We start from the raw sequence: 17,316 nt of genomic DNA on the forward strand, positions 1-17,316 counted from the left end.
CCCGCCGGCGATCGGTGACCGCTCCGGAGGCCGCTGTCACCACCAGTCGCCGTCGGGAGCGAACGAAATCAGCGATTTTTAATTGTGTTCAGACCGACGACACGAGCATGGTCCTCGCAAGCAGCCTCCCCGAAAAGCCAGTGATCCGCACCGACGGCAAAGCACTCGGTGTGGTTCACAACCTGACGATGGAGATAGACACCGGTGATCTGGCGACGCTGATCGTCGAGACCGACCCGTCCGACGACGTTCCGGAGACACTGGAACGGACCGACGACGGACACCTCCGCGTCCCCGCAGACCGGGTGGACGGCGTCGGCGACCAGGTCGTGGTCCGCCCGCCCGAGTCCACGAACGACCGCCAGTAACACTGCCGGCCGTCGCTGTTTCCTGGGGCCGCTGTCACGGTGTCTCGGTGAGCGCCTGCCAGTACCGACGCTGACCGGCAGGCGACGATGTTCCGGCATCGAGAGCGTCGCGAAGTTCTGTACAGCACCGGTGACCGCGTTGGTCGTCTGGATCATCTCCGAGTCGGCGACTCGCCGACGGTGTGGGGGTGCTGGACTCGTCCGTACGACGCGTGAAAATCGGGAGGAGCCAGGGGTGGGATTTGAACCCACGAACTCTCGATTACAAGTCGAGTGCTTGGACCACCCAAGCTCCCCTGGCGCAGGCGGTAGTTATGCGGGGACCATTTAGAGGGTATCGCTTTCGGTCGACTTTTCGAAGGCGACGCGGTGGGGTTCGTAGCCGTGGCGACGGTAGAATCGGCGGGCCGCGTCGTTGTCTGCCATCGCCTCCAGCGTGACACAGTCGGCGTCGCGGTCGGCCAGCTCGGACTCTGCGGCCTCCAGCAGTGCCGTCCCGATCCCCTCGTTCCGGTCGTCGGGCCGCACGTAGATGTTTCTGATCAGGCCGCGGGTCCGGTCCTGGCGGTACTCGCCGGTTTCGACGGTGAACATCACGAAGCCGACGACGGTGCGGTCGACGACCGCGACGGCGAGTTCGTCCGCGACGGTGTGTCTGAGCACCGCGTCGCGTGCCGTCGAACGGTTCTCCTCGGGGAGGATGTGTGAGCCGTGGGTGCGCTGGCCCCTGGCCAACTCGATCCACAGTTCGGTAACGTCGTCGACCTGGCCGGTCGACGCGAGGGCGATCTCCATACGGTCGATTCAGATGTCTCGACAGTCGTCACAGAGGAGCTGGCCGTTGAACGCTGCCAGGTTGCGAGCGAGCGAGCCACACTGCTCGCAGATGCCCTGATCGTCGAACGGCTCGTCGGGGATGGTCTGGCCCGCCGTCGCGGTGGCACCGACCGTCGCCACCTCGTCGGCTACCGCCTGACTCGCGGTCTGTCCCATCGCCTGCTGGGCGGTCGCTTCGCTGCCCAGCGCCGACGTGGCCAGAATGTCGTGTTCCGTGACGATACCAGCCGGCTCGCCGCCGTCGGAGACGACGAGCCAGCTGGTCGACCACGACGACATCCGGTCGCGCGCCTCCGGCAGTGTCTCCTCGGCGGCGACGGTCGGGACGGACTCGGTCATCACGTCTTCGACCGTCGCAGCCGCCGGATCACCGTCGGAGACGAGGTGGGCGAGTACGTCCCTGTCGGTGACGACGCCGACCGGCTCGGAGCCACGCAGCACGACGGCCAGATCGGCCTCCTCTCGGAGCAGCAGTTCCGACGTTTCCAGAACACCGTCCGATTCGCTCACGCCGACGAACTCGCGTTCCATCACCTCCCGCACTGTCACGTTCTCGTTCATGGTAGCTGGTAACACACAGGTGCCCTAAAAGCTACCTGCACTACGCTTATACCCGCCGCGTTCGAATAGTAAAGACTGGACCGTCAGAACTCGATCGTGACGTCGTCGCCGGTCGCTCGGCACTCTTCGAGGGCGTGCTTGGCGGTGATTCCGGCGTCGGCGGCGACGCCACCCCGGCCGACACCGACCTTCAGTTCGACGCCGACGGTCTCCTGGACGTGATCGATCGCCGCCCGGTAGTCGGCTTCGTCCAGTTCCGGACACGTCGCGATGACGTTGTCTCCACCGACGAAAAAGGCCAGCGAGTCGTGGGCTCGTCGCATGTGGCGCATCAACTCGGCGTACCCCTGTTCGATCTCGATGAACGTGTCGAACTCGTTGAGCTGGTCGGTGTACTTCTCGGTCGCGTCGTTCACGTCGAAGTGGGCGATCTGTACGTCTTCGTCGGTGCGGAACTCCTCGTCGACGACGCGTCCTTTGAGGATCTCTCGGCGGTGTTCGTCCTGCGCGCTCCCGGCCGCCTGGAGTTGCTCGGTCGCGGTTCCAAGCGCCTCGGCCGGCGTCGTCCCGGTCGCGACGCTCAGACTCATCGTCACCGGATATCGGTTCGCGACCGACTCCTGGATGAGTGCGTGATCGTCGAGATCGACGCCGTTGCTGACCGCGATCATGTTGTCGAACCGGGTGAAGAAGACGTACGCGTCCCGGTTCCCGAACAGCTGAGAGAGATCGGCAAAGAGGCGCGACTGGAGGGTCTGGAGATCCACTTCGCGGCGTGGCTCCGGCGTCACCGTCCACGGCCCGTAGTTGTCGATCTGTATGTGGGTCACCTGCGTGTTGGTCACGGTTGGCTCACCGTTAGCGAGGGACGGCTATTGTTCTGTCGGAACGGCCCGTCGAGTCGGGAGCGGTGCGGGTTCGGGAGACGACGGAGAGCGTCTCCCGATGGCGCACGGTCGATCGGATAACGATCGACGACAATCCGTATCAGGGACGGTGCTGGCCGGCCACTGCGTCGTCGGCCAGCGCTACCGTGGCGACCATCGAGTCGTACTCGACGACGCCGGTCGCAGTGAGCTTCGGGAGGTGTCGCTCGAAGAACGCGTCGCGGACCGAACGGCGCTCGCGGTCGGGCACCGCCGCCGGTTCGATGCCGCGTTCCCGCGCGCGGACGGCGGCGGCGAGGTCGTCGAGCGCCATCGGCCCGTCGCGTTCAGCGAGAATCTCGACCGCGAATCGGCGGCGCTCGGACGCGAAGAGGTCCGCGACGACCTGCTCGGGCAGTTCGACCAGCCCGTCAGTCGTGGTGTCGTCTGTCGCCATACGTAGCGGTACGAGCGGCACCCGAAAGAATGTGTCGCGGTCACATACCTCACGCGCCCACTACGCGTGTTCGAGGCGGTACGGCCAGTAATCGGCCGACCGGAGCGCACGCCCCAGTGCCTTGTGGAACTCCGGGAAGTCCTCGAACTCCGAGCCCTCGACGTGCTCGAAGATGTCGGCGACGGAGACGACGGTCTCGTAGTCGATTCGAACCGGGTGGTCGCCGTACTCCGCGACGAACTCCTCGGCCGACAGCGGGAAGTCTGCCTCCTCGTCGATCTTCTTTGCGATCACCGCATGGCCGTACTTTCGACGCCCTTCGCTCCCTTCCTCGCCGTCGGGATCGTGTGGCCAGTCCATACCGGATGGGTAGGGTGACCCACGCAAAAATCTCCCGGTTACCAGCGTTGGAGTGCGACGAGGAGGACGCCGATCACGGCGACACCGCCACCGATCGCGATCTCGGTGAGGCCCACGTCGAACTCCGAGACGGATTCGGGCACAGACACGTCGAACCCGCCGTCAGAGCCAGCGGAATTAGAGTCGCCCGTCTCCGTCTGGCTCTCGCCGTCGTCGGACTCCGACGTGCCGTCGCCGTCAGTCGCCTGTCCGCTGTCGGTCTCGGTCTGTTCGGCGTCTCCCGTCTCGACGACGACGTTGCCCACGAACTGCTCGTCGAGCGCGACACGGTAGTTCCCGTCGCGACTGATCGCCTCGGACACGGTGATCTGGCGCGTCTCGCCGGGGCCGAGCGTCACGGTCTCGTTGCTGACGGCGCTCCCGTCGACCCGCAGCGACGCCGTGTACTCGCCGGCCACGTCGCCCGCGTTGGTGACGTTCGCGCTGACGGACAGTTCCTTCTCGACGCCGTTCTCGCTGGTCGACAGCGTGTGTCCGCCGACCTCGAACACCGGGACGAGCGAGCCGACGAACAGCGTCTCGGTCTCGTTGGTCCGGGCCTCGTAGACGTAGCGACCGTCGGCGGGGCCTTCGAAGGTCGTGTTGGTTCGCTGGACGGCACCGTCCGTGCCGCTGTAGATCTCGACCTCGTCGCTGTCCACGTCGGTCGCGTCGATCACGGACTGATTGACCGCGATCCGGACCCGTCGGTCGTCCACGTCGGCGGCCTGCTGGACGGTGACGGCACCGAAGACAGTGGTCCCGTCACCAGACGGGAGCGAGAACGGCACCGCCTCCGGATCGGTGTAGGTCGCGACCGTCCGGTTGAACCTGTCTCTGCTGGTCCTGAAGGTGAGCGAGTCGACGGCCAGCGAGTCGTTCGTCGCCGGGAAGGCCGCGGTGACTGGCCCGGTCCCGTCGACCGCGCCGGTCCGGACCCTCATGGTCCGTCCGTCGGACCGATACTCGGTCGTCCGCGCGACCGCACGGTCCACGAGGACCGTCCCGGCCGTCTTCGAGTTGGCGACGATCTCGTACTCACCGGGTTCGTCGAAGGTGAGCGGCACCCGCACGGTCCGCGATCCGCCGCTGTCGACGGCGTAGTTTTCGACGAGTACTTCCTCGCCGTCGGCCGTGATCGTGACGCGACCGGCACCGTCGTCCTCGCCGGTGTTTCGGAGTTTGATCTTCACGTCGACACTGTCGCCCGTCGCAGTCGTCTTCTCGGTCAGCGACGCACCCGCGACGAACACGCGCGGTGCAGCCAGCGCCGGCCCGATACTACTGACGACCAGAAGTCCGGCGACGAGAAGCGCCAGACCGGTCCCGAATCTCGACGACGTTGTGTTGCTCGACATCTGTAACACTCTGTTTGATTGAACAACTTAGCACCACGGTATAAGCTTCGTGTTTTGTGAAAGCGATTTTTTGCCGTCCGGCCGACACTCGATCGTCGTCCCAGACGGCGACGAGAGCAGCCATATGCTGGGGAGAGTTCGGGCTGTGCCGCCGCTACGCAGTGCTGGGCGGAGTGAGACAGCGGTGGGACTGGGATTTGAACCCAGGAGGCTTGCGCCACCTGCTTTCAAGGCAGGCGCAATGGGCCGCTCTGCCATCCCACCACAGGACAGTCGTCGATAGCCGGGGGTCGGCCTAAGGAGTGTCGATTGTGGACGGTCGGCGACGAGCCCAAAGACCGAAGACAGGGGCCGTCGAAGCGAGAGTAATGGCGACAGAGGAACTCGCACTCGTCGGGACGTACACGGATGGTGATAGCGACGGCATCTACACCGTCGCGGTCGACGGCGACGGCGCTGTCGAGCAGCGGTCGGTCGCGGCCGCGGGGGACGACCCCTCGTTCCTGGCGATCCATCCCAGCGGGGAGTACTGCTACGCGGTCAACGAGGTCGACGAGGGCGGCGTCACTGCCCTGGAGATCGATCGGGCGACCGGCGAACTCACGCGACTGAATCAGGTCAGGACCGGCGGCGGTGCCGACCCGTGTCACTGCACGGTCGACGCAACGGGCCAGTATCTACTCGTCGCCCACTACACCGGGGGCTCGGTCGCGATGTGTCCGATCGCCGAGGACGGCCAGATCGGCGCGCCCTCGGATCTCGTCGAACACACGGGCTCGGGTCCCAACGAGGAGCGCCAGGAGGCCGCTCACCCACACTCGATCCAGCCCGGCCCGGACAACGAGTACGCGTACGTGCCGGACCTGGGCGACGACCGGGTCGTCGGCTACGAACTCGACCTCGAGGACGGCACGCTCGTGGCGAGCGACGCGGCGACGGTCGAGCTGGCGGCCGGCTCGGGGCCTCGTCACATGGCGTTCGACCACGACGGCGAGTACGCGTACCTCATCAACGAACTCGACTCGACGGTGACGGTGCTGGAGCGCGACGCGGACACGGCCAGCCTGACCGTGGTCGACACCGCGCCGACGGTGGCCGACGACTACGACGGCGAGAACATCACCGCAGACATCCACGTCCACCCGTCGGGCGAGTGGGTCTTCGGCTCGAACCGCGGTCACGACAGCATCGCCACGTTCGCCGTCGACGGCGGGACCATCGAGTTCCAGGGCACCGTGTCGACGCGGGGCGAGTGGCCGCGGAACTTCGCGCTGACGCCCGACGGCAAGACGCTCCTGGCCGAGAACATGGACACGAACGACATCGTCACGTTCGCCGTCGACGCCGCGACGGGCGAACTGTCCGCGACCGGTGCGGTCACCGAACTGCCCAGTCCGGTCTGCCTGCAGTTCCTCTAGGGGCGAACGACGGTCGCAGTCCCGTCCCTGTCGACGACTTCGAACCCGAACTCGTCGAGCGCCGCCGTGGTCCGTGTGGGGACCAGTCGATCGGCTCGATTGCGAGCACGCAGGAGCGGGACGACCGTCGGGAGGTCCGCGTCCCGTTCGATGACCGGGATCGTCGGGAGAAAGTCGACGGCGAGTCCCGCGTCTGTCGCTCGCTGGACGAGCGTCTCGACGGTCGGCGTCTGGAAGGCATCCTCGAAGTCGATCGGTTCGGCGAACCCGGCGTAGCTGACCCGGCCGGCCGTCGAGGGACCGAGCACGACGCCGTTGCTCCGGAGCTTCATCGCCGCGGTGTCGATGTGCTGGCGACCGAGCAGGGCGGCCGTCGGCGTCACCACCGCGGCCGTCCGGACGGCTTCCCGTTCCAGCAGGTGCGTGATCGTGTTGCCGGCACGGGCCGACTCGGTCGAGCCGACCTGCACCTCGAAGCGGACCTCGTCGGTGTCGACGACGCCGTCGAGCGCCGAGCGCACCTCGCGTTCCGACGTTCCGTCCTCGCTGGGGACCTGTTCGTCGGCACGGTAGTTCACGAGCAACTCGGCCCCGCTCCCGTCGATTGCTTCACAGACATCGGCGAGCATCGCGGCGTACAGCTCCGACGCTTCGTCCGGCGTCAGCCGATCGTTTTCGACGAGATCCGTGAGCACGGCACCGGATTCGGGTGGTTCGGCCATGACTGCGACAGTGGTCATACTCCTCTCTCCGGCGAGGCGATCCTTTTCACTTTCCACTGGCCGGGCGCGGATGTTATATCTCCATGCGTGATAGCATACACCATGCTCGTCGAGGAGCTCATGTCGACGACCGTCGTGACCGTCGACCTCGACGCGACGCTGGCCGAGGCCGTCCAGCGCCAGCTCGATGCCGGCGTCGGGTCGGTCGTCGTCCTCGACGACGGGGCTCCCTGTGGGATCGTCACGGAACAGGACGCGCTGGCGGCCGCACTTCGGACCGGACGGGCGCTGGACGACATTCCGGTCGCGAAGCTCGCACACGGCTCGGTCGTGACGACCACGCCCGAGACGGCGGTCCGGAGCGTCGCTCGACAGATGTCCGACGAGGGCGTCAAGAAAGTCCCGGTGCTCGACGACCTCGATCTGGTCGGCATCCTGACGCTGACCGACATCGTCTGGCACCTCTCGGACATCGAGCGAGAGCGCTCCGAGATCGAGGCGACGCGAGAGCGCTGGGAGTCGGCCGAGCGGTTCTGATACGACCGGCTGTACATCTGTGACCGATTTCGCCACCCCGAGGTGGCGAAGCTCGTCACGAAGGTACAGCCGGCAGTATGAACGGGCGCTACCGACTTCGGCGTCCCTTCGTCTGGCGGTAGTCCCGGCCGAGCGTCTCGCCGAGGTGTTCGAGGAACGCGTCGCGTTCCGCGTCGGTCTGTTCCCACGGTTCGATCATCGGGAGGAGTTCGAAGCCACGTCCCCGGATCGTCGTCGCGTGGCGCTCTTCGATGGCGAGTTCGTCCTCGCTCAGGGTGGTGTACTCGAAGGCCAGCGCGTCCAGTGACGCCTGTCCGACCGGCAACAGGAGCTCGGGGTTGATCATCCGGACCTCGCTGTTGAGGTATGGCTCGCAGTTCCGGACCTCTTCGTCTGTCGCACCGCGTTCGGGGTGGTGACAGCGGCTGACGTAGGTCAGATAGACGTTGTCGAACTGTGGCCGGTCGGCGTCGGGATCGTCCACCAGCCCGACGCTGTCGAGGATGTCCAGCAACTCTCGCTCTCGCTCGCCGACGAACGGGAGCCCGACCTCGTCGGCCGCCTCGCTCGGCGACTCGCCGAGGACGAGCAGTTCCGCGCCGACGTCGCCGTAGCCGTGGACGACGTTCGAGCGCGTCTCGCAGAGTTCGGGGCAGTTCTGGCACGTCTCGTCCATCCCGTACGGATTGGACAGAGACTCCTGGTCGGCGTCCATGTTAGTCCTCGTCGACGGTGGTCGCGTGCGTGTCGGCGTCGTCGGGATCGTTCTGGGGGCTCGACGGGTGGTAGTCGGTGTCGTACTCGCCGGGCCGGTCGTCGAGTCGGTCCGGGTTGATCCGGCCACCGAGCAGCATGAAGTCGAGCACCGTGCAGTACAGCATCGCTTCGACGACGGGGACCGCCCGCGGCGGGAGGACGGGATCGTGTCGGCCCGTCACCGTGATCTCCTTTCGCTCGCCGGTCTCCCAGTCGACGGTCTCCTGGGTCTTCGGGAACGAGACCGGCGCGTGCCAGGTGACCTCGCCGTAGATCGGGTCGCCGGTCGTGATCCCGCCCTGGATGCCGCCGTGGTCGTTGCCGACCGGTGTCGGGTCGCCGCTCGCGTTGTCCGAGGCTGTCGCCTCGCTATCGTCGAACTCCCAGTCTTCCGTGTACTCGGATCCGGTCGCCGTCCGCGCGTCGCGTCCGATCCCGAGTTCGAAGTCCGTCACCGCGGGGATCGAGTACATCGCCTGTCCGAGGCGTGCAGGGATCGAATCGAACCGCGGCGCGCCGAGACCCCGCGGAACGCCGCGACACTCGAAGTAGATCGCGCCACCGATCGAGTCGCCCTCTTTCTGGTACTCGTCCGCGAGGTCGCGCATCTCCTCGGCGGCGTCGGGATCGCCACAGCGGACCTCGTTGTCCTCGCTGTGTTCGAGCATCTCCTCCCAGGTCACGTCGTCGGCGACGACGTCGCCGATCTGGCAGACGTGGGCCTTGATCTGTACGTCGTGGTCGGACTGTGCGAGGACCTGCTTGGCGACGCCGCCGGCAGCGACCCAGTTGACCGTCTCGCGGGCCGACGACCGGCCGCCACCGCCCCAGTTGCGCGTGCCGAACTTCGCCGAGTAGGTGTAGTCGCCGTGAGAGGGCCGCGGTGCCGTGATGAAAGGCTCGTACTTCCCCGAGCGGGCGTCTTTGTTCTGTATGACCATCCCGATCGGCGTGCCCGTCGTGTAGCCGTCCTGCAGGCCGGACTTGATCGACACCTTGTCGGGCTCCCCCCGCGAGGTCGTGATCATCGACTGGCCGGGCTTGCGCCGGTCGAGGTCCGTCTGGATCTCTTCTTCGGACAGTTCGACGCCCGCCGGCACACCCGAGACCGTACAACCCATCGCTTCCCCGTGGCTCTCGCCGAAGGTGGTCAGCCGGAAGAGCCGGCCGAACTCGTTCCCGTTCATTACGTACTGGGTTGGGTTGGGGGCATTTCAACCTTACAGTCGGCGTACGAAGGTCGACGTCGGACGACGGAGCCACCGGCGGCCGTGCGTCGACCGTTCGTCGCGCGAGCGGACGGCACAGAGACGCGCGATCGATCGGAACGCGACGACAATGATCCGTCTCATACTGCCGGCTGTCACTTCGTGACGAGCTTCGCCACCCCGGGATGGCGAAATCGGTCACAGATGTACAGCCGGTCGTATCAGTACCGGACGGCCGCGCCGATGTCGTCGAGTACGTCGAAGAAGTCGGGGAAGGACACGTCGACGTGTTCGATGCCGTCGACGGTCGTCGTCCCGTCGGCGACGAGACCGGCGATCGACAGCGCCATGATGATCCGGTGGTCGGCGCGCCCGTCGACCGTCGCCCCCTGGAGGTCGCTCTCGCCGCCGTGGATCGTCAGCGTCTCCTGGCGCTCCTCGACGCTCGCGCCCATCTTCGTCAGCGCCTCGGCCATCGCGCTGACGCGGTCGGTCTCCTTGTAGCGGACGTGTTCGCAATCGACGATCCGCGTGGTCCCGTCGGCCGCCGCGCCCAGCGTCGCGATGGTGGGCAGGAGGTCCGGCGTGTCGGCGACGCTGACCTCGACGCCGGAGAGGGGTGCGCTCGTCACCTCGATCTCGCCGGCCTCGCGGTCCCAGTCGACGCCGGCACCCATCTCGCGGACGACGTCGACGATCGCCGTGTCGCCCTGCGCGCTCGGATACGCGGACGTGATCGTCAGTCCGTCCTCGCTGGCGAGTGCGCCCGCGGCCAGCAGGTAGGAGATCGAAGAGAAGTCGCCGGGGACGTGGTACTCGCCGTCGGTCGGCGCGTAGGACTGGCCGCCCGGGACCGCGAAGCCGTCCGGCGTCGCCTCGGCCTCGATCCCGAAGTCGGCCAGCACCTCCAGCGTGATGTCGACGTACGGCGCGCTCTTGAGTTCCGTTTCGAGATGCACGTCGATCCCCTCGTCGGTGACGGCACCCGCCATCAGGAGCGCGGTGATGTACTGCGAGGACACGTCGCCGGGAATCGACACCGCGCCGCCGTCGACGGCACCGCCGACGACCAGGGGGGCCTGGCCGTTCCCACGGGTGCTCTCGGCGCGTCCGTCGAGGTCTGCCGTGATGGCGTCTAGCAGCGGTCCCTGCGGCCGGGAGCGCAGCGACTCGTCACCGGTGAGGACGGTCAGCCCGTCGCCGAGGGCGGCCGTGGCGGTGACGAGCCGCGTCGTCGTGCCGCTGTTCGCACAGTCGATCACGTCGGCAGGCGTCTCCGGCCGCCCGTCGAAGCCAGTCACGTCGAGGACCGACTCTTCGTCACGTAGCGCGACGCTGCCGCCGAAGGCGGTGACCGCTCGCATCGTCGCCCTCGTGTCGGCGCTGACGAGCGGGTCGTGTACGACCGCGCCGTCGGCGTATCCCGCTGCGAGAATTGCCCGGTGCGTGTAACTCTTCGACGGCGGCGCTCGTGCCGTGCCACCGACCGTCGACGGACTGATTTCGGCGTTCACGTCCGGCCGGTCGGCTGGCCGGACCAAGAGCGTGTCTGTTTGCGCCCCGAGAGACTAATGAAGGTCGGGAACACACGACGGAACATGGATCCAGACTTCAGCGAACTGGACGCCGCCCTGGACGATCGTGATCTCGACGGCTACCTGATCGACGCCGACTCGACCGACTCCGATCAGTACTACCTCTCGGGGTTCGACGCGCCCGATCCCTTCCTGACGCTGTACGACGGCGAGGTTCACCTGCTCTTCTCCCGGAGCCTGGAGTACGGACGGGCGAAGAAGGAGGCCCGCGCCGACACCGTCGAGCGCCACGTCGACTTCGGGTACCAGCGCAAAGTCGAGGAGTACGGCCCACAGGAAGGCGTCAGCCGCGTGATCGCTGCGTTCCTCGACGCCTACGACGTGGAGTCGGTCGCCGTACCGCCACGATTCCCCCTCTCGACGGCCGACAGACTGCGGGACCGCGGCGTGACCGTCGAGTCGGACGCCGAGAGTGTGATCACGGAGATCCGAGCGACCAAGACCGACGAAGAGATCGAACACATCGAGACCGCCCAGCGGGCCAATGAGGCGGCGATGGCCGCGGCCGAGGAACTGCTCCGGGAGAGTCGCACTGCGGCCAAAGGGCAGTTGCTCTACGACGGCGAGCGGGTCACGAGCGAGCGGATCAAAGAGGAGATCGAGGTGACGCTGTTGCGCCACGGCTGTGCGCTCGACGAGACGATCGTCGCCTGTGGGAGCGACGCCGCAGATCCCCACGACAGAGGGAGCGGGCCGCTGCGTGCCGGCGAGCCGATCATCGTCGACATCTTCCCACAGGACAAGGCGTCGAAGTACCACGCCGACATGACCCGGACGTTCGTCGTCGGCGAACCCGACGAGACGGTGGCCGAGTGGTACGAACTCACCGCCCGAGCCCACGCCGCCGCCCTCGACGCGATCGAGCCCGGTGCCACCGGTGCCGAGGTACATGACGCCGTCTGTGACGTGTACGAGGCGGCGGGCCAGCCGACGCTGCGCAGCGACGAGTCGACCGAGACGGGATTCATCCACAGCACCGGTCACGGCGTCGGGCTGGACGTTCACGAACTCCCGCGCGTCGCACCGAACGGCGGCGTCCTCGAACCCGGCCACGTCGTCACGGTCGAGCCGGGCCTGTACGATCCCGAGGTCGGTGGCGTCCGCATCGAGGACTTCGTCGTCGTCACCGAAGACGGCTACGAGAACCTCACTGAGTACCCCAAGGAACTGGTCGTCTGACACGGGGCGTCGTCGTCGCGTACCGGCAGGCGTCGCCCCGGAGACACTCGCCGGGAAACCGCGGCAACGGTCCGTCTGAGGGTGGCACGTTCGGACTTCAGAATTAATCATTAACTTTTATTAAGGTTCGGGGAAGAGGGTGATGTACCGATGAGCGTATCACTCCCGGCAGCCGCCGACAGCGACACACCGAACCGCACCACTCGAACGACACCCCCCTTCCAGACACACGATGGCAACCCGGATACAGACTGAGACGACGACCCGAACCGACGAACAGCACGCGACGACCGACCCCACCAGCGAAGACAGGTACACGCGCCCGTCCGACCACGCGACCGGTTCGAGGGCCGGCGAGTCCTGGACCGAGCGCTGTGGTGCGCCACGGACCTTCGACCCGACGAACCACGCCGAGATGGGCCAGTTCGACACGACCGCCGACCAGCACTGACGCCGCCGTCCGTGCCAGGTTCTTCGCCCGGTCTGGCGAACGTCGTCGACCCGACAGTCTGTGGTACGAACGGCCGACACCGGCGAATCCAGAGCCCGCAACGACTATCCGCCAGCGCGGCAAAACGGAGGTATGTCCGATTACACCACGGTGTCGATCCCGAAAGACCTGGCCGACAGGGTCGAGGAGACGATCGAGGGGACGAGCTTCTCGTCGACGAGCGACCTCGTTCGCTTCATGCTCCGGAGCATCGTCATTCAGCACCAGCAGCAGGGCGAACTCACCGAAGCCGAGTTCCAGGACATCACCGAACAGCTGCAGGACCTGGGCTACATCGAGTAGCTACTCGAGCGCTTCTTCCGGCGGCGCGATGTCGAGGACGGTGAGTGGCAACTCGTCGCCCCGGCGGTCGAACGCGGCGATCGAATCCTCGTCCCAGGGCGGGACCGCGACGAAGATCACCTCGTGGAGGTCGTCGGTTTTCGTCACTTCCAGACGGCCCTCGGGGTGTGAGACGAATCGGCCGTTGCTCTGGGCGACCGGCGTCCCCAGGTCGAAGCCGAAGACTGCACTGACGGAGTTGCCAGCGCTGGGCATGTAGAAGTGGGTGAAAACGTCGGTCGCCGGATCCAGATCGGCCTCCGGAAGGTCGCCGGCCGGCGTGACCGAGACGGCGACGGTCACGGAGTCCGGATCGGCGTCACGGCCCATGCGGAGCAGCGACTCGACGAGGCCACGCGTCGCGTAGATCACGATCGTGTTTCGACACGAACGTTCATAGTTCCGTCGTCGCCCTACCCGAAGATGAACTCTCTGGCGGTCTTTGCGTACAGCGACGGGGCCCGCGTCCGCGAACCGTCGAGCGCGTCCTGAACGGCCGCCGCCGCGTCCTCGTGGATCCCTGTGCCGTGGCCGACGAGGACTCGCTCGGGCGAGAGCCGGACGAGTTTCCGCGGTGGGAAGAGCCGCAACATCGGGTGGACGCCGAGCCGCTCGCCCCTGGCCCGGAAGTACGACGAGGTGCCGAGCGACTCCGGAACGACCAGCGTCTCCGTGTCGTCGCTGTACAGCGCCGCCTCCTTCCAGAAGCCGTTGTTCTTGAGCTCGTGCATTCGATAGCCCGTCTCGCCAAGCTCTCGCTCGATCAACTCGACGGGTGCCGAAAAGTCGTCGGCGATCTCGCGCATGAACGCCGGCACGTGGACCGCAACGTCGTGGCGGTTCGCGACTGCGGCGGCGTCTCGCTTGTGCCGATCCAGCAGGACGGCGACGCCCGCGACCTCGCCGTGTTCGGCCACGAGATCGTCCAGCCCGTCGAAGTCGATCGGATCGACGAGCCACACTTCGCCGTCGACCTCGATCGCGTGGCTCGCCCGCTGCATCGTCTCGTCGGGATAGGGCAGCCAACCGACGCCGTGTTCCCATCGATCGATCGCCTGCCAGTCCGTCGCGGAGCCAGATCCTTTCATCGTGACGATCGTAGGGGCAGGAAACACAAAAGCACGGCCCCACCGGACGGCAGTTCGCCACGGAGAGTGTGACAGCGGCGACAGAAACGGCTGAAGCGCGCTCGCCGTGGGTGCGCTCGGAGTCCGTCGCCAACGCCTTTGGGACGGACGACGTAGGACCCCCATGGTCGGTGCGCCCCGCCACCTGACGCTCGAAGTGAAGTACCTCGACCGGGCACGGGAGTTCTACGGGTCGGTGCTCGACCTCCCGGTTCGCGAAGACGGGGCCGACGAGGTCGGCTTCGGTGCGGGCGAGGCGACGCTCTGGATTCGGACGCCGGGAGCGGTCCCGCGCGGTGGCCTCCACACTCACTACGCGCTCTCGATCTCCAGAGCGGCCTCCGACGACTGGTACGAACGCCTCGACCGGCGACTGACGGTCGAAGAGCACCGTTTCGGCGACGACCGTTCGCTGTACTGCTACGACCCGGACGGCAACTGTGTCGAACTCGCAGAGACCGTCGACACCGGTGACGGTGTGGTGGGACTGTTCGAGGTCGTGCTCGAAGTCGAGGCGCTCGATACCGCCGTCGAGTTCTACCGGACGCTCGGCTTCGAGGTGGTCGATCGCGGCGACCAGCGCCGTCGGGTCCGGTTGACGACGGGTTCGGTCGACCTCGAACTGTGGGAGCCCCAGCTCGGGCTGGCCGACGCCCGCGGCGGCGTCCACGTCGACTGGGGTATCGAAGCGGCCGCTCCGCGAACGGCCGCAGAACGGGTCCGGGAGACCGCACGCTCCGTCGAACACGTCGACGGCGGCAGTCGGCTCCGCGATCCGGACGGTCACTCCCTCACGCTGTTCGAGCCGTAGTCCCGAGAAACGTCGTCGGCCCGGACCGAGCGCCCCAGTCGGCGGTCGACTCCGACCGACCGGCTCACTCCAGCCGGTCGGTGTCGATCGTGACACCGGGCGGCGTGACGATCAGGAACCCACGGAAGTGGACGAGTTCCCCGCCCGTCTCCTTCACGTCGCGCGCGAAGCCAGCGGCCAGTTCGTTCAGGTCGCCGTCGACGTTCAAGACGAGGACTGCACCGCCGTGAATCGTCTCAAGCCACTCGTCCGGGCCGGTCGAGCCGTCCAGAACGCCCAGCACGATTCGATCGCTCCCGTCCCCGCCCTCGTCGGTGTCCATCTGATCTTCGACGGCCTGCAGGTCGAGCCCCTCGAACTCACTCATGCTCTGTCTCTGGGAGCCGAGTGAAAAAAAGCCTCCTCTCGCCGTCGCCGGTGGGACGTGCGCAGTTGCTCCCGTCGTCCGGGCCGTCACCGACGGCTCCGTCATACGACCGGCTGTCCATCTGTGACCGATTTCGCCACCCCGGGGTGGCGAAGCTCGTCGCGAAGTGACAGCCGGCAGTATCAGGCGTACCTGTCGAGGGAGTGATCGCTCTCGGAGAGTGCTACGGTACAGTGTGACACGGGCGGCCTGTGTCGAGCGATTCGACGACTGTCGAGGGCGACGAGAGACGTATCACTCAAAAGAGGCATGGACAGGTTTAAATACACGGAGCGTCCCGTATCAGACGATTATGTCCAACAACATAGAGGGCACGTCGGAATCTCCGGCGGATCGAGTTCTTCCAGGGCACACTGGATTCCACTTCTGAGATTACAGAAGCACGTATTTTCGACACGACGCTACGTGACGGCGAGCAGTCGCCACGCACGTCGTTTAGCTACGAAGACAAACGAGAGATTGCAGCGATCCTAGACGACATGGGGACCCACGTCATCGAGGCGGGGTTCCCGGTCAACTCCGACGCGGAGTTCGAGGCCGTCCGAGACATCACCGAGGCCAGTTCGGTGACGGTCTGTGGGCTGGCTCGCGTCGTCGAGAAAGACATCGAGGCGGCACTGGACGCCGGTGTGGACCTGGTCCACACGTTCGTCTCGACCAGCGACGTACAGCTACAGGACTCCATGCACGCGACTCGACAGGAGGCACTCGACAGCGCCATCGAGTCCGTCGAGCGCGTCAAGGAGGCCGGCGTCGAGTGCATGTTCTCGCCGATGGACGCCACGCGCACGGACGAGGACTTCCTCGTCGACGTGATCGAGGGCGTCTCCGAGGCGGGGACCGACTGGATCAACATTCCCGACACTTGCGGCGTCGCCACGCCCCGTCGGTTCTACGACCTCATCGAGATGGTCGACGCGGAGACCGAGGCCCGCATCGACGTCCACACCCACGACGACTTCGGGCTGGCGTCGGCGAATGCCATCTCGGGCTACGAGGCCGGGGCGGCCCAGGCACAGGTCAGCGTCAACGGCATCGGCGAACGCGCCGGGAACGCGGCCTACGAAGAGGTCGTGATGGCACTGGAGAGCCTGTACGACGTGGAGACGGGGATCGACACGACCCGGATCACCGAACTCTCCGCGATCATCGAGGAGAAGTCGGGCATCGACGTCCCCGCGAACAAACCGGTGGTGGGTGCGAACGCGTTCTCACACGAGAGCGGGATCCACGCCGCGGGCGTGATCGAGAACTCCGACACGTTCGAGCCCGGCGTCATGACTCCCGAGATGGTCGGGGCCAAGCGCCAGCTCGTGCTGGGCAAGCACACGGGCCAGCACTCGGTCCGCGAGCGTCTGGTCGACGCCGGCTACGATCCGACCGACGAACACGTTCGGGAAGTGACCCGGCGCGTCAAGGACTACGGCGCGGAGAAAAAGCGGGTCACGATGGAGGAACTGACCCGCTTCGCCGAGGACATCGGCGTCCCCGAGTCCCAAGAGGAGGTCCGGGCATAGCGATGCCTCCTCGACCGGTTCGCGACCGTCACAAGCGGCTGGTATCGGCCGGCCGACGCGTCCGGCCAGTCGTGGGTACCGATGGCGCTCGACAGCACGTGTCACGGAACCCTTATTATCCGGCACGCACAGACACTCGACACGATGATGGCGCAGGCTGGTACCGGGGCTCGCTCCGCGGCCAGCCGCGCGGCCACGCTTCTCGGCGGTCGTATTGTAGGGGCTGTATAGCCCCTCCTACCACACTTCTCAGCGATCGTCGGACCGGTTTTCCACCAACGCAGGAGACTCCAGCAATGCATACACACACACGACCACAGTATCGAACAGGACAGCGAGGT

At 66.5% G+C, this 17,316-nt stretch carries 21 protein-coding genes and 2 tRNA genes; 8 read left to right on the forward strand and 15 right to left on the reverse strand.

Annotated elements, in window-relative coordinates; genetic code table 11:
- Positions 1 to 107: 107 nt before the first annotated feature.
- Positions 108 to 368, forward strand: coding sequence for a PRC-barrel domain-containing protein (locus tag AC5FRZ_RS10210; protein ID WP_493564520.1), 261 nt, complete (start codon positions 108 to 110; stop codon positions 366 to 368).
- 227 nt (positions 369 to 595) lie between these two features.
- Here the strand turns inward: AC5FRZ_RS10210 and AC5FRZ_RS10215 are convergent.
- The 8 genes from AC5FRZ_RS10215 to AC5FRZ_RS10250 form a co-directional block, all read right to left on the reverse strand.
- Positions 596 to 669 (reverse strand) — tRNA-Thr (locus AC5FRZ_RS10215).
- A 26-nt stretch (positions 670 to 695) separates the two neighbouring features.
- Entirely contained in the window at positions 696 to 1,163 is a 468-nt protein-coding gene (locus AC5FRZ_RS10220) for a GNAT family N-acetyltransferase (RefSeq protein WP_493564521.1), read from the reverse strand.
- 9 nt (positions 1,164 to 1,172) lie between these two features.
- Positions 1,173 to 1,766, reverse strand: coding sequence for a CBS domain-containing protein (locus AC5FRZ_RS10225; protein WP_153553696.1), 594 nt, complete (start codon positions 1,764 to 1,766; stop codon positions 1,173 to 1,175).
- Between the two features lie 83 nt (positions 1,767 to 1,849).
- Complete coding sequence (locus AC5FRZ_RS10230) at positions 1,850 to 2,611, reverse strand: GTP cyclohydrolase III (protein ID WP_153553697.1); 762 nt, start codon at positions 2,609 to 2,611, stop codon at positions 1,850 to 1,852.
- Positions 2,612 to 2,753: 142 nt separating this feature from the next.
- Positions 2,754 to 3,089, reverse strand: coding sequence for a DUF7344 domain-containing protein (locus AC5FRZ_RS10235; protein ID WP_170094589.1), 336 nt, complete (start codon positions 3,087 to 3,089; stop codon positions 2,754 to 2,756).
- A 60-nt stretch (positions 3,090 to 3,149) separates the two neighbouring features.
- Positions 3,150 to 3,449 (reverse strand): DUF5785 family protein, encoded by a 300-nt coding sequence (locus tag AC5FRZ_RS10240; protein ID WP_170094590.1) that lies wholly within the window; start codon positions 3,447 to 3,449, stop codon positions 3,150 to 3,152.
- A gap of 38 nt (positions 3,450 to 3,487) precedes the next feature.
- On the reverse strand, positions 3,488 to 4,846 hold the full coding sequence (locus AC5FRZ_RS10245; RefSeq protein WP_493564522.1) for a CARDB domain-containing protein: 1,359 nt from the start codon (positions 4,844 to 4,846) through the stop codon (positions 3,488 to 3,490).
- 182 nt (positions 4,847 to 5,028) lie between these two features.
- Positions 5,029 to 5,110: transfer RNA gene (locus AC5FRZ_RS10250), tRNA-Ser, on the reverse strand.
- Positions 5,111 to 5,214: 104 nt separating this feature from the next.
- Between AC5FRZ_RS10250 and AC5FRZ_RS10255 the strand changes: the two genes are divergently transcribed.
- Entirely contained in the window at positions 5,215 to 6,264 is a 1,050-nt protein-coding gene (locus AC5FRZ_RS10255; protein ID WP_493564523.1) for a lactonase family protein, read from the forward strand.
- Here the strand turns inward: AC5FRZ_RS10255 and AC5FRZ_RS10260 are convergent.
- Positions 6,261 to 7,004, reverse strand: coding sequence for a hypothetical protein (locus tag AC5FRZ_RS10260; protein WP_493564524.1), 744 nt, complete (start codon positions 7,002 to 7,004; stop codon positions 6,261 to 6,263). The two genes, AC5FRZ_RS10255 and AC5FRZ_RS10260, sit on opposite strands and share 4 nt — an antisense overlap.
- A gap of 84 nt (positions 7,005 to 7,088) precedes the next feature.
- Between AC5FRZ_RS10260 and AC5FRZ_RS10265 the strand changes: the two genes are divergently transcribed.
- Entirely contained in the window at positions 7,089 to 7,523 is a 435-nt protein-coding gene (locus AC5FRZ_RS10265; protein ID WP_493564525.1) for a CBS domain-containing protein, read from the forward strand.
- An 88-nt stretch (positions 7,524 to 7,611) separates the two neighbouring features.
- Here AC5FRZ_RS10265 and AC5FRZ_RS10270 read toward each other — a convergent pair whose 3' ends face one another.
- The 3 genes from AC5FRZ_RS10270 to aroA form a co-directional block, all read right to left on the reverse strand.
- A complete protein-coding gene (locus AC5FRZ_RS10270) occupies positions 7,612 to 8,238 on the reverse strand; it encodes a uracil-DNA glycosylase (RefSeq protein ID WP_170094595.1) in 627 nt (208 codons plus the stop codon).
- Position 8,239: 1 nt separating this feature from the next.
- Positions 8,240 to 9,466: a chorismate synthase gene (gene aroC, locus AC5FRZ_RS10275; protein WP_372480721.1), complete on the reverse strand. Its 1,227-nt coding sequence runs from the start codon at positions 9,464 to 9,466 to the stop codon at positions 8,240 to 8,242.
- A 242-nt stretch (positions 9,467 to 9,708) separates the two neighbouring features.
- Positions 9,709 to 11,001, reverse strand: coding sequence for a 3-phosphoshikimate 1-carboxyvinyltransferase (gene aroA, locus AC5FRZ_RS10280; RefSeq protein ID WP_372480720.1), 1,293 nt, complete (start codon positions 10,999 to 11,001; stop codon positions 9,709 to 9,711).
- An 84-nt stretch (positions 11,002 to 11,085) separates the two neighbouring features.
- Here aroA and AC5FRZ_RS10285 point away from each other — a divergent pair, with 84 nt between their 5' ends.
- From AC5FRZ_RS10285 to AC5FRZ_RS10295, 3 genes are all read left to right on the forward strand, one after another.
- Complete coding sequence (locus AC5FRZ_RS10285; protein ID WP_372480719.1) at positions 11,086 to 12,261, forward strand: M24 family metallopeptidase; 1,176 nt, start codon at positions 11,086 to 11,088, stop codon at positions 12,259 to 12,261.
- A gap of 232 nt (positions 12,262 to 12,493) precedes the next feature.
- Positions 12,494 to 12,712: a hypothetical protein gene (locus AC5FRZ_RS10290; RefSeq protein WP_493564526.1), complete on the forward strand. Its 219-nt coding sequence runs from the start codon at positions 12,494 to 12,496 to the stop codon at positions 12,710 to 12,712.
- Between the two features lie 132 nt (positions 12,713 to 12,844).
- Positions 12,845 to 13,054 (forward strand): ribbon-helix-helix domain-containing protein, encoded by a 210-nt coding sequence (locus tag AC5FRZ_RS10295; RefSeq protein ID WP_015763592.1) that lies wholly within the window; start codon positions 12,845 to 12,847, stop codon positions 13,052 to 13,054.
- On the opposite strand, the gene AC5FRZ_RS10300 is transcribed toward AC5FRZ_RS10295, so the two are convergent.
- Both AC5FRZ_RS10300 and AC5FRZ_RS10305 read right to left on the reverse strand, forming a co-directional pair.
- Positions 13,055 to 13,465, reverse strand: coding sequence for a JAB/MPN domain protein-containing protein (locus AC5FRZ_RS10300; RefSeq protein WP_170094600.1), 411 nt, complete (start codon positions 13,463 to 13,465; stop codon positions 13,055 to 13,057).
- A gap of 41 nt (positions 13,466 to 13,506) precedes the next feature.
- On the reverse strand, positions 13,507 to 14,181 hold the full coding sequence (locus tag AC5FRZ_RS10305; RefSeq protein ID WP_170094601.1) for a hypothetical protein: 675 nt from the start codon (positions 14,179 to 14,181) through the stop codon (positions 13,507 to 13,509).
- 163 nt (positions 14,182 to 14,344) lie between these two features.
- On the opposite strand from AC5FRZ_RS10305, the gene AC5FRZ_RS10310 reads away from it, so the two are divergent.
- Positions 14,345 to 15,031, forward strand: coding sequence for a VOC family protein (locus tag AC5FRZ_RS10310; protein WP_170094602.1), 687 nt, complete (start codon positions 14,345 to 14,347; stop codon positions 15,029 to 15,031).
- A gap of 64 nt (positions 15,032 to 15,095) precedes the next feature.
- On the opposite strand, the gene AC5FRZ_RS10315 is transcribed toward AC5FRZ_RS10310, so the two are convergent.
- On the reverse strand, positions 15,096 to 15,398 hold the full coding sequence (locus AC5FRZ_RS10315; RefSeq protein WP_153553715.1) for a DUF5779 family protein: 303 nt from the start codon (positions 15,396 to 15,398) through the stop codon (positions 15,096 to 15,098).
- Positions 15,399 to 15,790: 392 nt separating this feature from the next.
- Here AC5FRZ_RS10315 and AC5FRZ_RS10320 point away from each other — a divergent pair, with 392 nt between their 5' ends.
- Positions 15,791 to 16,975, forward strand: coding sequence for a LeuA family protein (locus AC5FRZ_RS10320; RefSeq protein WP_194286989.1), 1,185 nt, complete (start codon positions 15,791 to 15,793; stop codon positions 16,973 to 16,975).
- The last annotated feature ends 341 nt before the right edge of the window (positions 16,976 to 17,316 follow it).

The sequence above is a fragment of the Halomicrobium sp. HArcht1-1 genome, from assembly GCF_058933285.1.

Coding starts and splice junctions, on each gene's coding strand:
- AC5FRZ_RS10210 (WP_493564520.1), top strand. CDS start 108: ATGGTCCTCGCAAGCAGCCTCCCCGAAAAGCCAGTGATCCGCACCGAC.
- AC5FRZ_RS10220 (WP_493564521.1), bottom strand. CDS start 1,163: ATGGAGATCGCCCTCGCGTCGACCGGCCAGGTCGACGACGTTACCGAA.
- AC5FRZ_RS10225 (WP_153553696.1), bottom strand. CDS start 1,766: ATGAACGAGAACGTGACAGTGCGGGAGGTGATGGAACGCGAGTTCGTC.
- AC5FRZ_RS10235 (WP_170094589.1), bottom strand. CDS start 3,089: ATGGCGACAGACGACACCACGACTGACGGGCTGGTCGAACTGCCCGAG.
- AC5FRZ_RS10240 (WP_170094590.1), bottom strand. CDS start 3,449: ATGGACTGGCCACACGATCCCGACGGCGAGGAAGGGAGCGAAGGGCGT.
- AC5FRZ_RS10245 (WP_493564522.1), bottom strand. CDS start 4,846: ATGTCGAGCAACACAACGTCGTCGAGATTCGGGACCGGTCTGGCGCTT.
- AC5FRZ_RS10255 (WP_493564523.1), top strand. CDS start 5,215: ATGGCGACAGAGGAACTCGCACTCGTCGGGACGTACACGGATGGTGAT.
- AC5FRZ_RS10260 (WP_493564524.1), bottom strand. CDS start 7,004: ATGACCACTGTCGCAGTCATGGCCGAACCACCCGAATCCGGTGCCGTG.
- AC5FRZ_RS10265 (WP_493564525.1), top strand. CDS start 7,089: ATGCTCGTCGAGGAGCTCATGTCGACGACCGTCGTGACCGTCGACCTC.
- AC5FRZ_RS10270 (WP_170094595.1), bottom strand. CDS start 8,238: ATGGACGCCGACCAGGAGTCTCTGTCCAATCCGTACGGGATGGACGAG.
- aroC (WP_372480721.1), bottom strand. CDS start 9,466: ATGAACGGGAACGAGTTCGGCCGGCTCTTCCGGCTGACCACCTTCGGC.
- AC5FRZ_RS10285 (WP_372480719.1), top strand. CDS start 11,086: ATGGATCCAGACTTCAGCGAACTGGACGCCGCCCTGGACGATCGTGAT.
- AC5FRZ_RS10290 (WP_493564526.1), top strand. CDS start 12,494: ATGGCAACCCGGATACAGACTGAGACGACGACCCGAACCGACGAACAG.
- AC5FRZ_RS10295 (WP_015763592.1), top strand. CDS start 12,845: ATGTCCGATTACACCACGGTGTCGATCCCGAAAGACCTGGCCGACAGG.
- AC5FRZ_RS10305 (WP_170094601.1), bottom strand. CDS start 14,181: ATGAAAGGATCTGGCTCCGCGACGGACTGGCAGGCGATCGATCGATGG.
- AC5FRZ_RS10310 (WP_170094602.1), top strand. CDS start 14,345: ATGGTCGGTGCGCCCCGCCACCTGACGCTCGAAGTGAAGTACCTCGAC.
- AC5FRZ_RS10315 (WP_153553715.1), bottom strand. CDS start 15,398: ATGAGTGAGTTCGAGGGGCTCGACCTGCAGGCCGTCGAAGATCAGATG.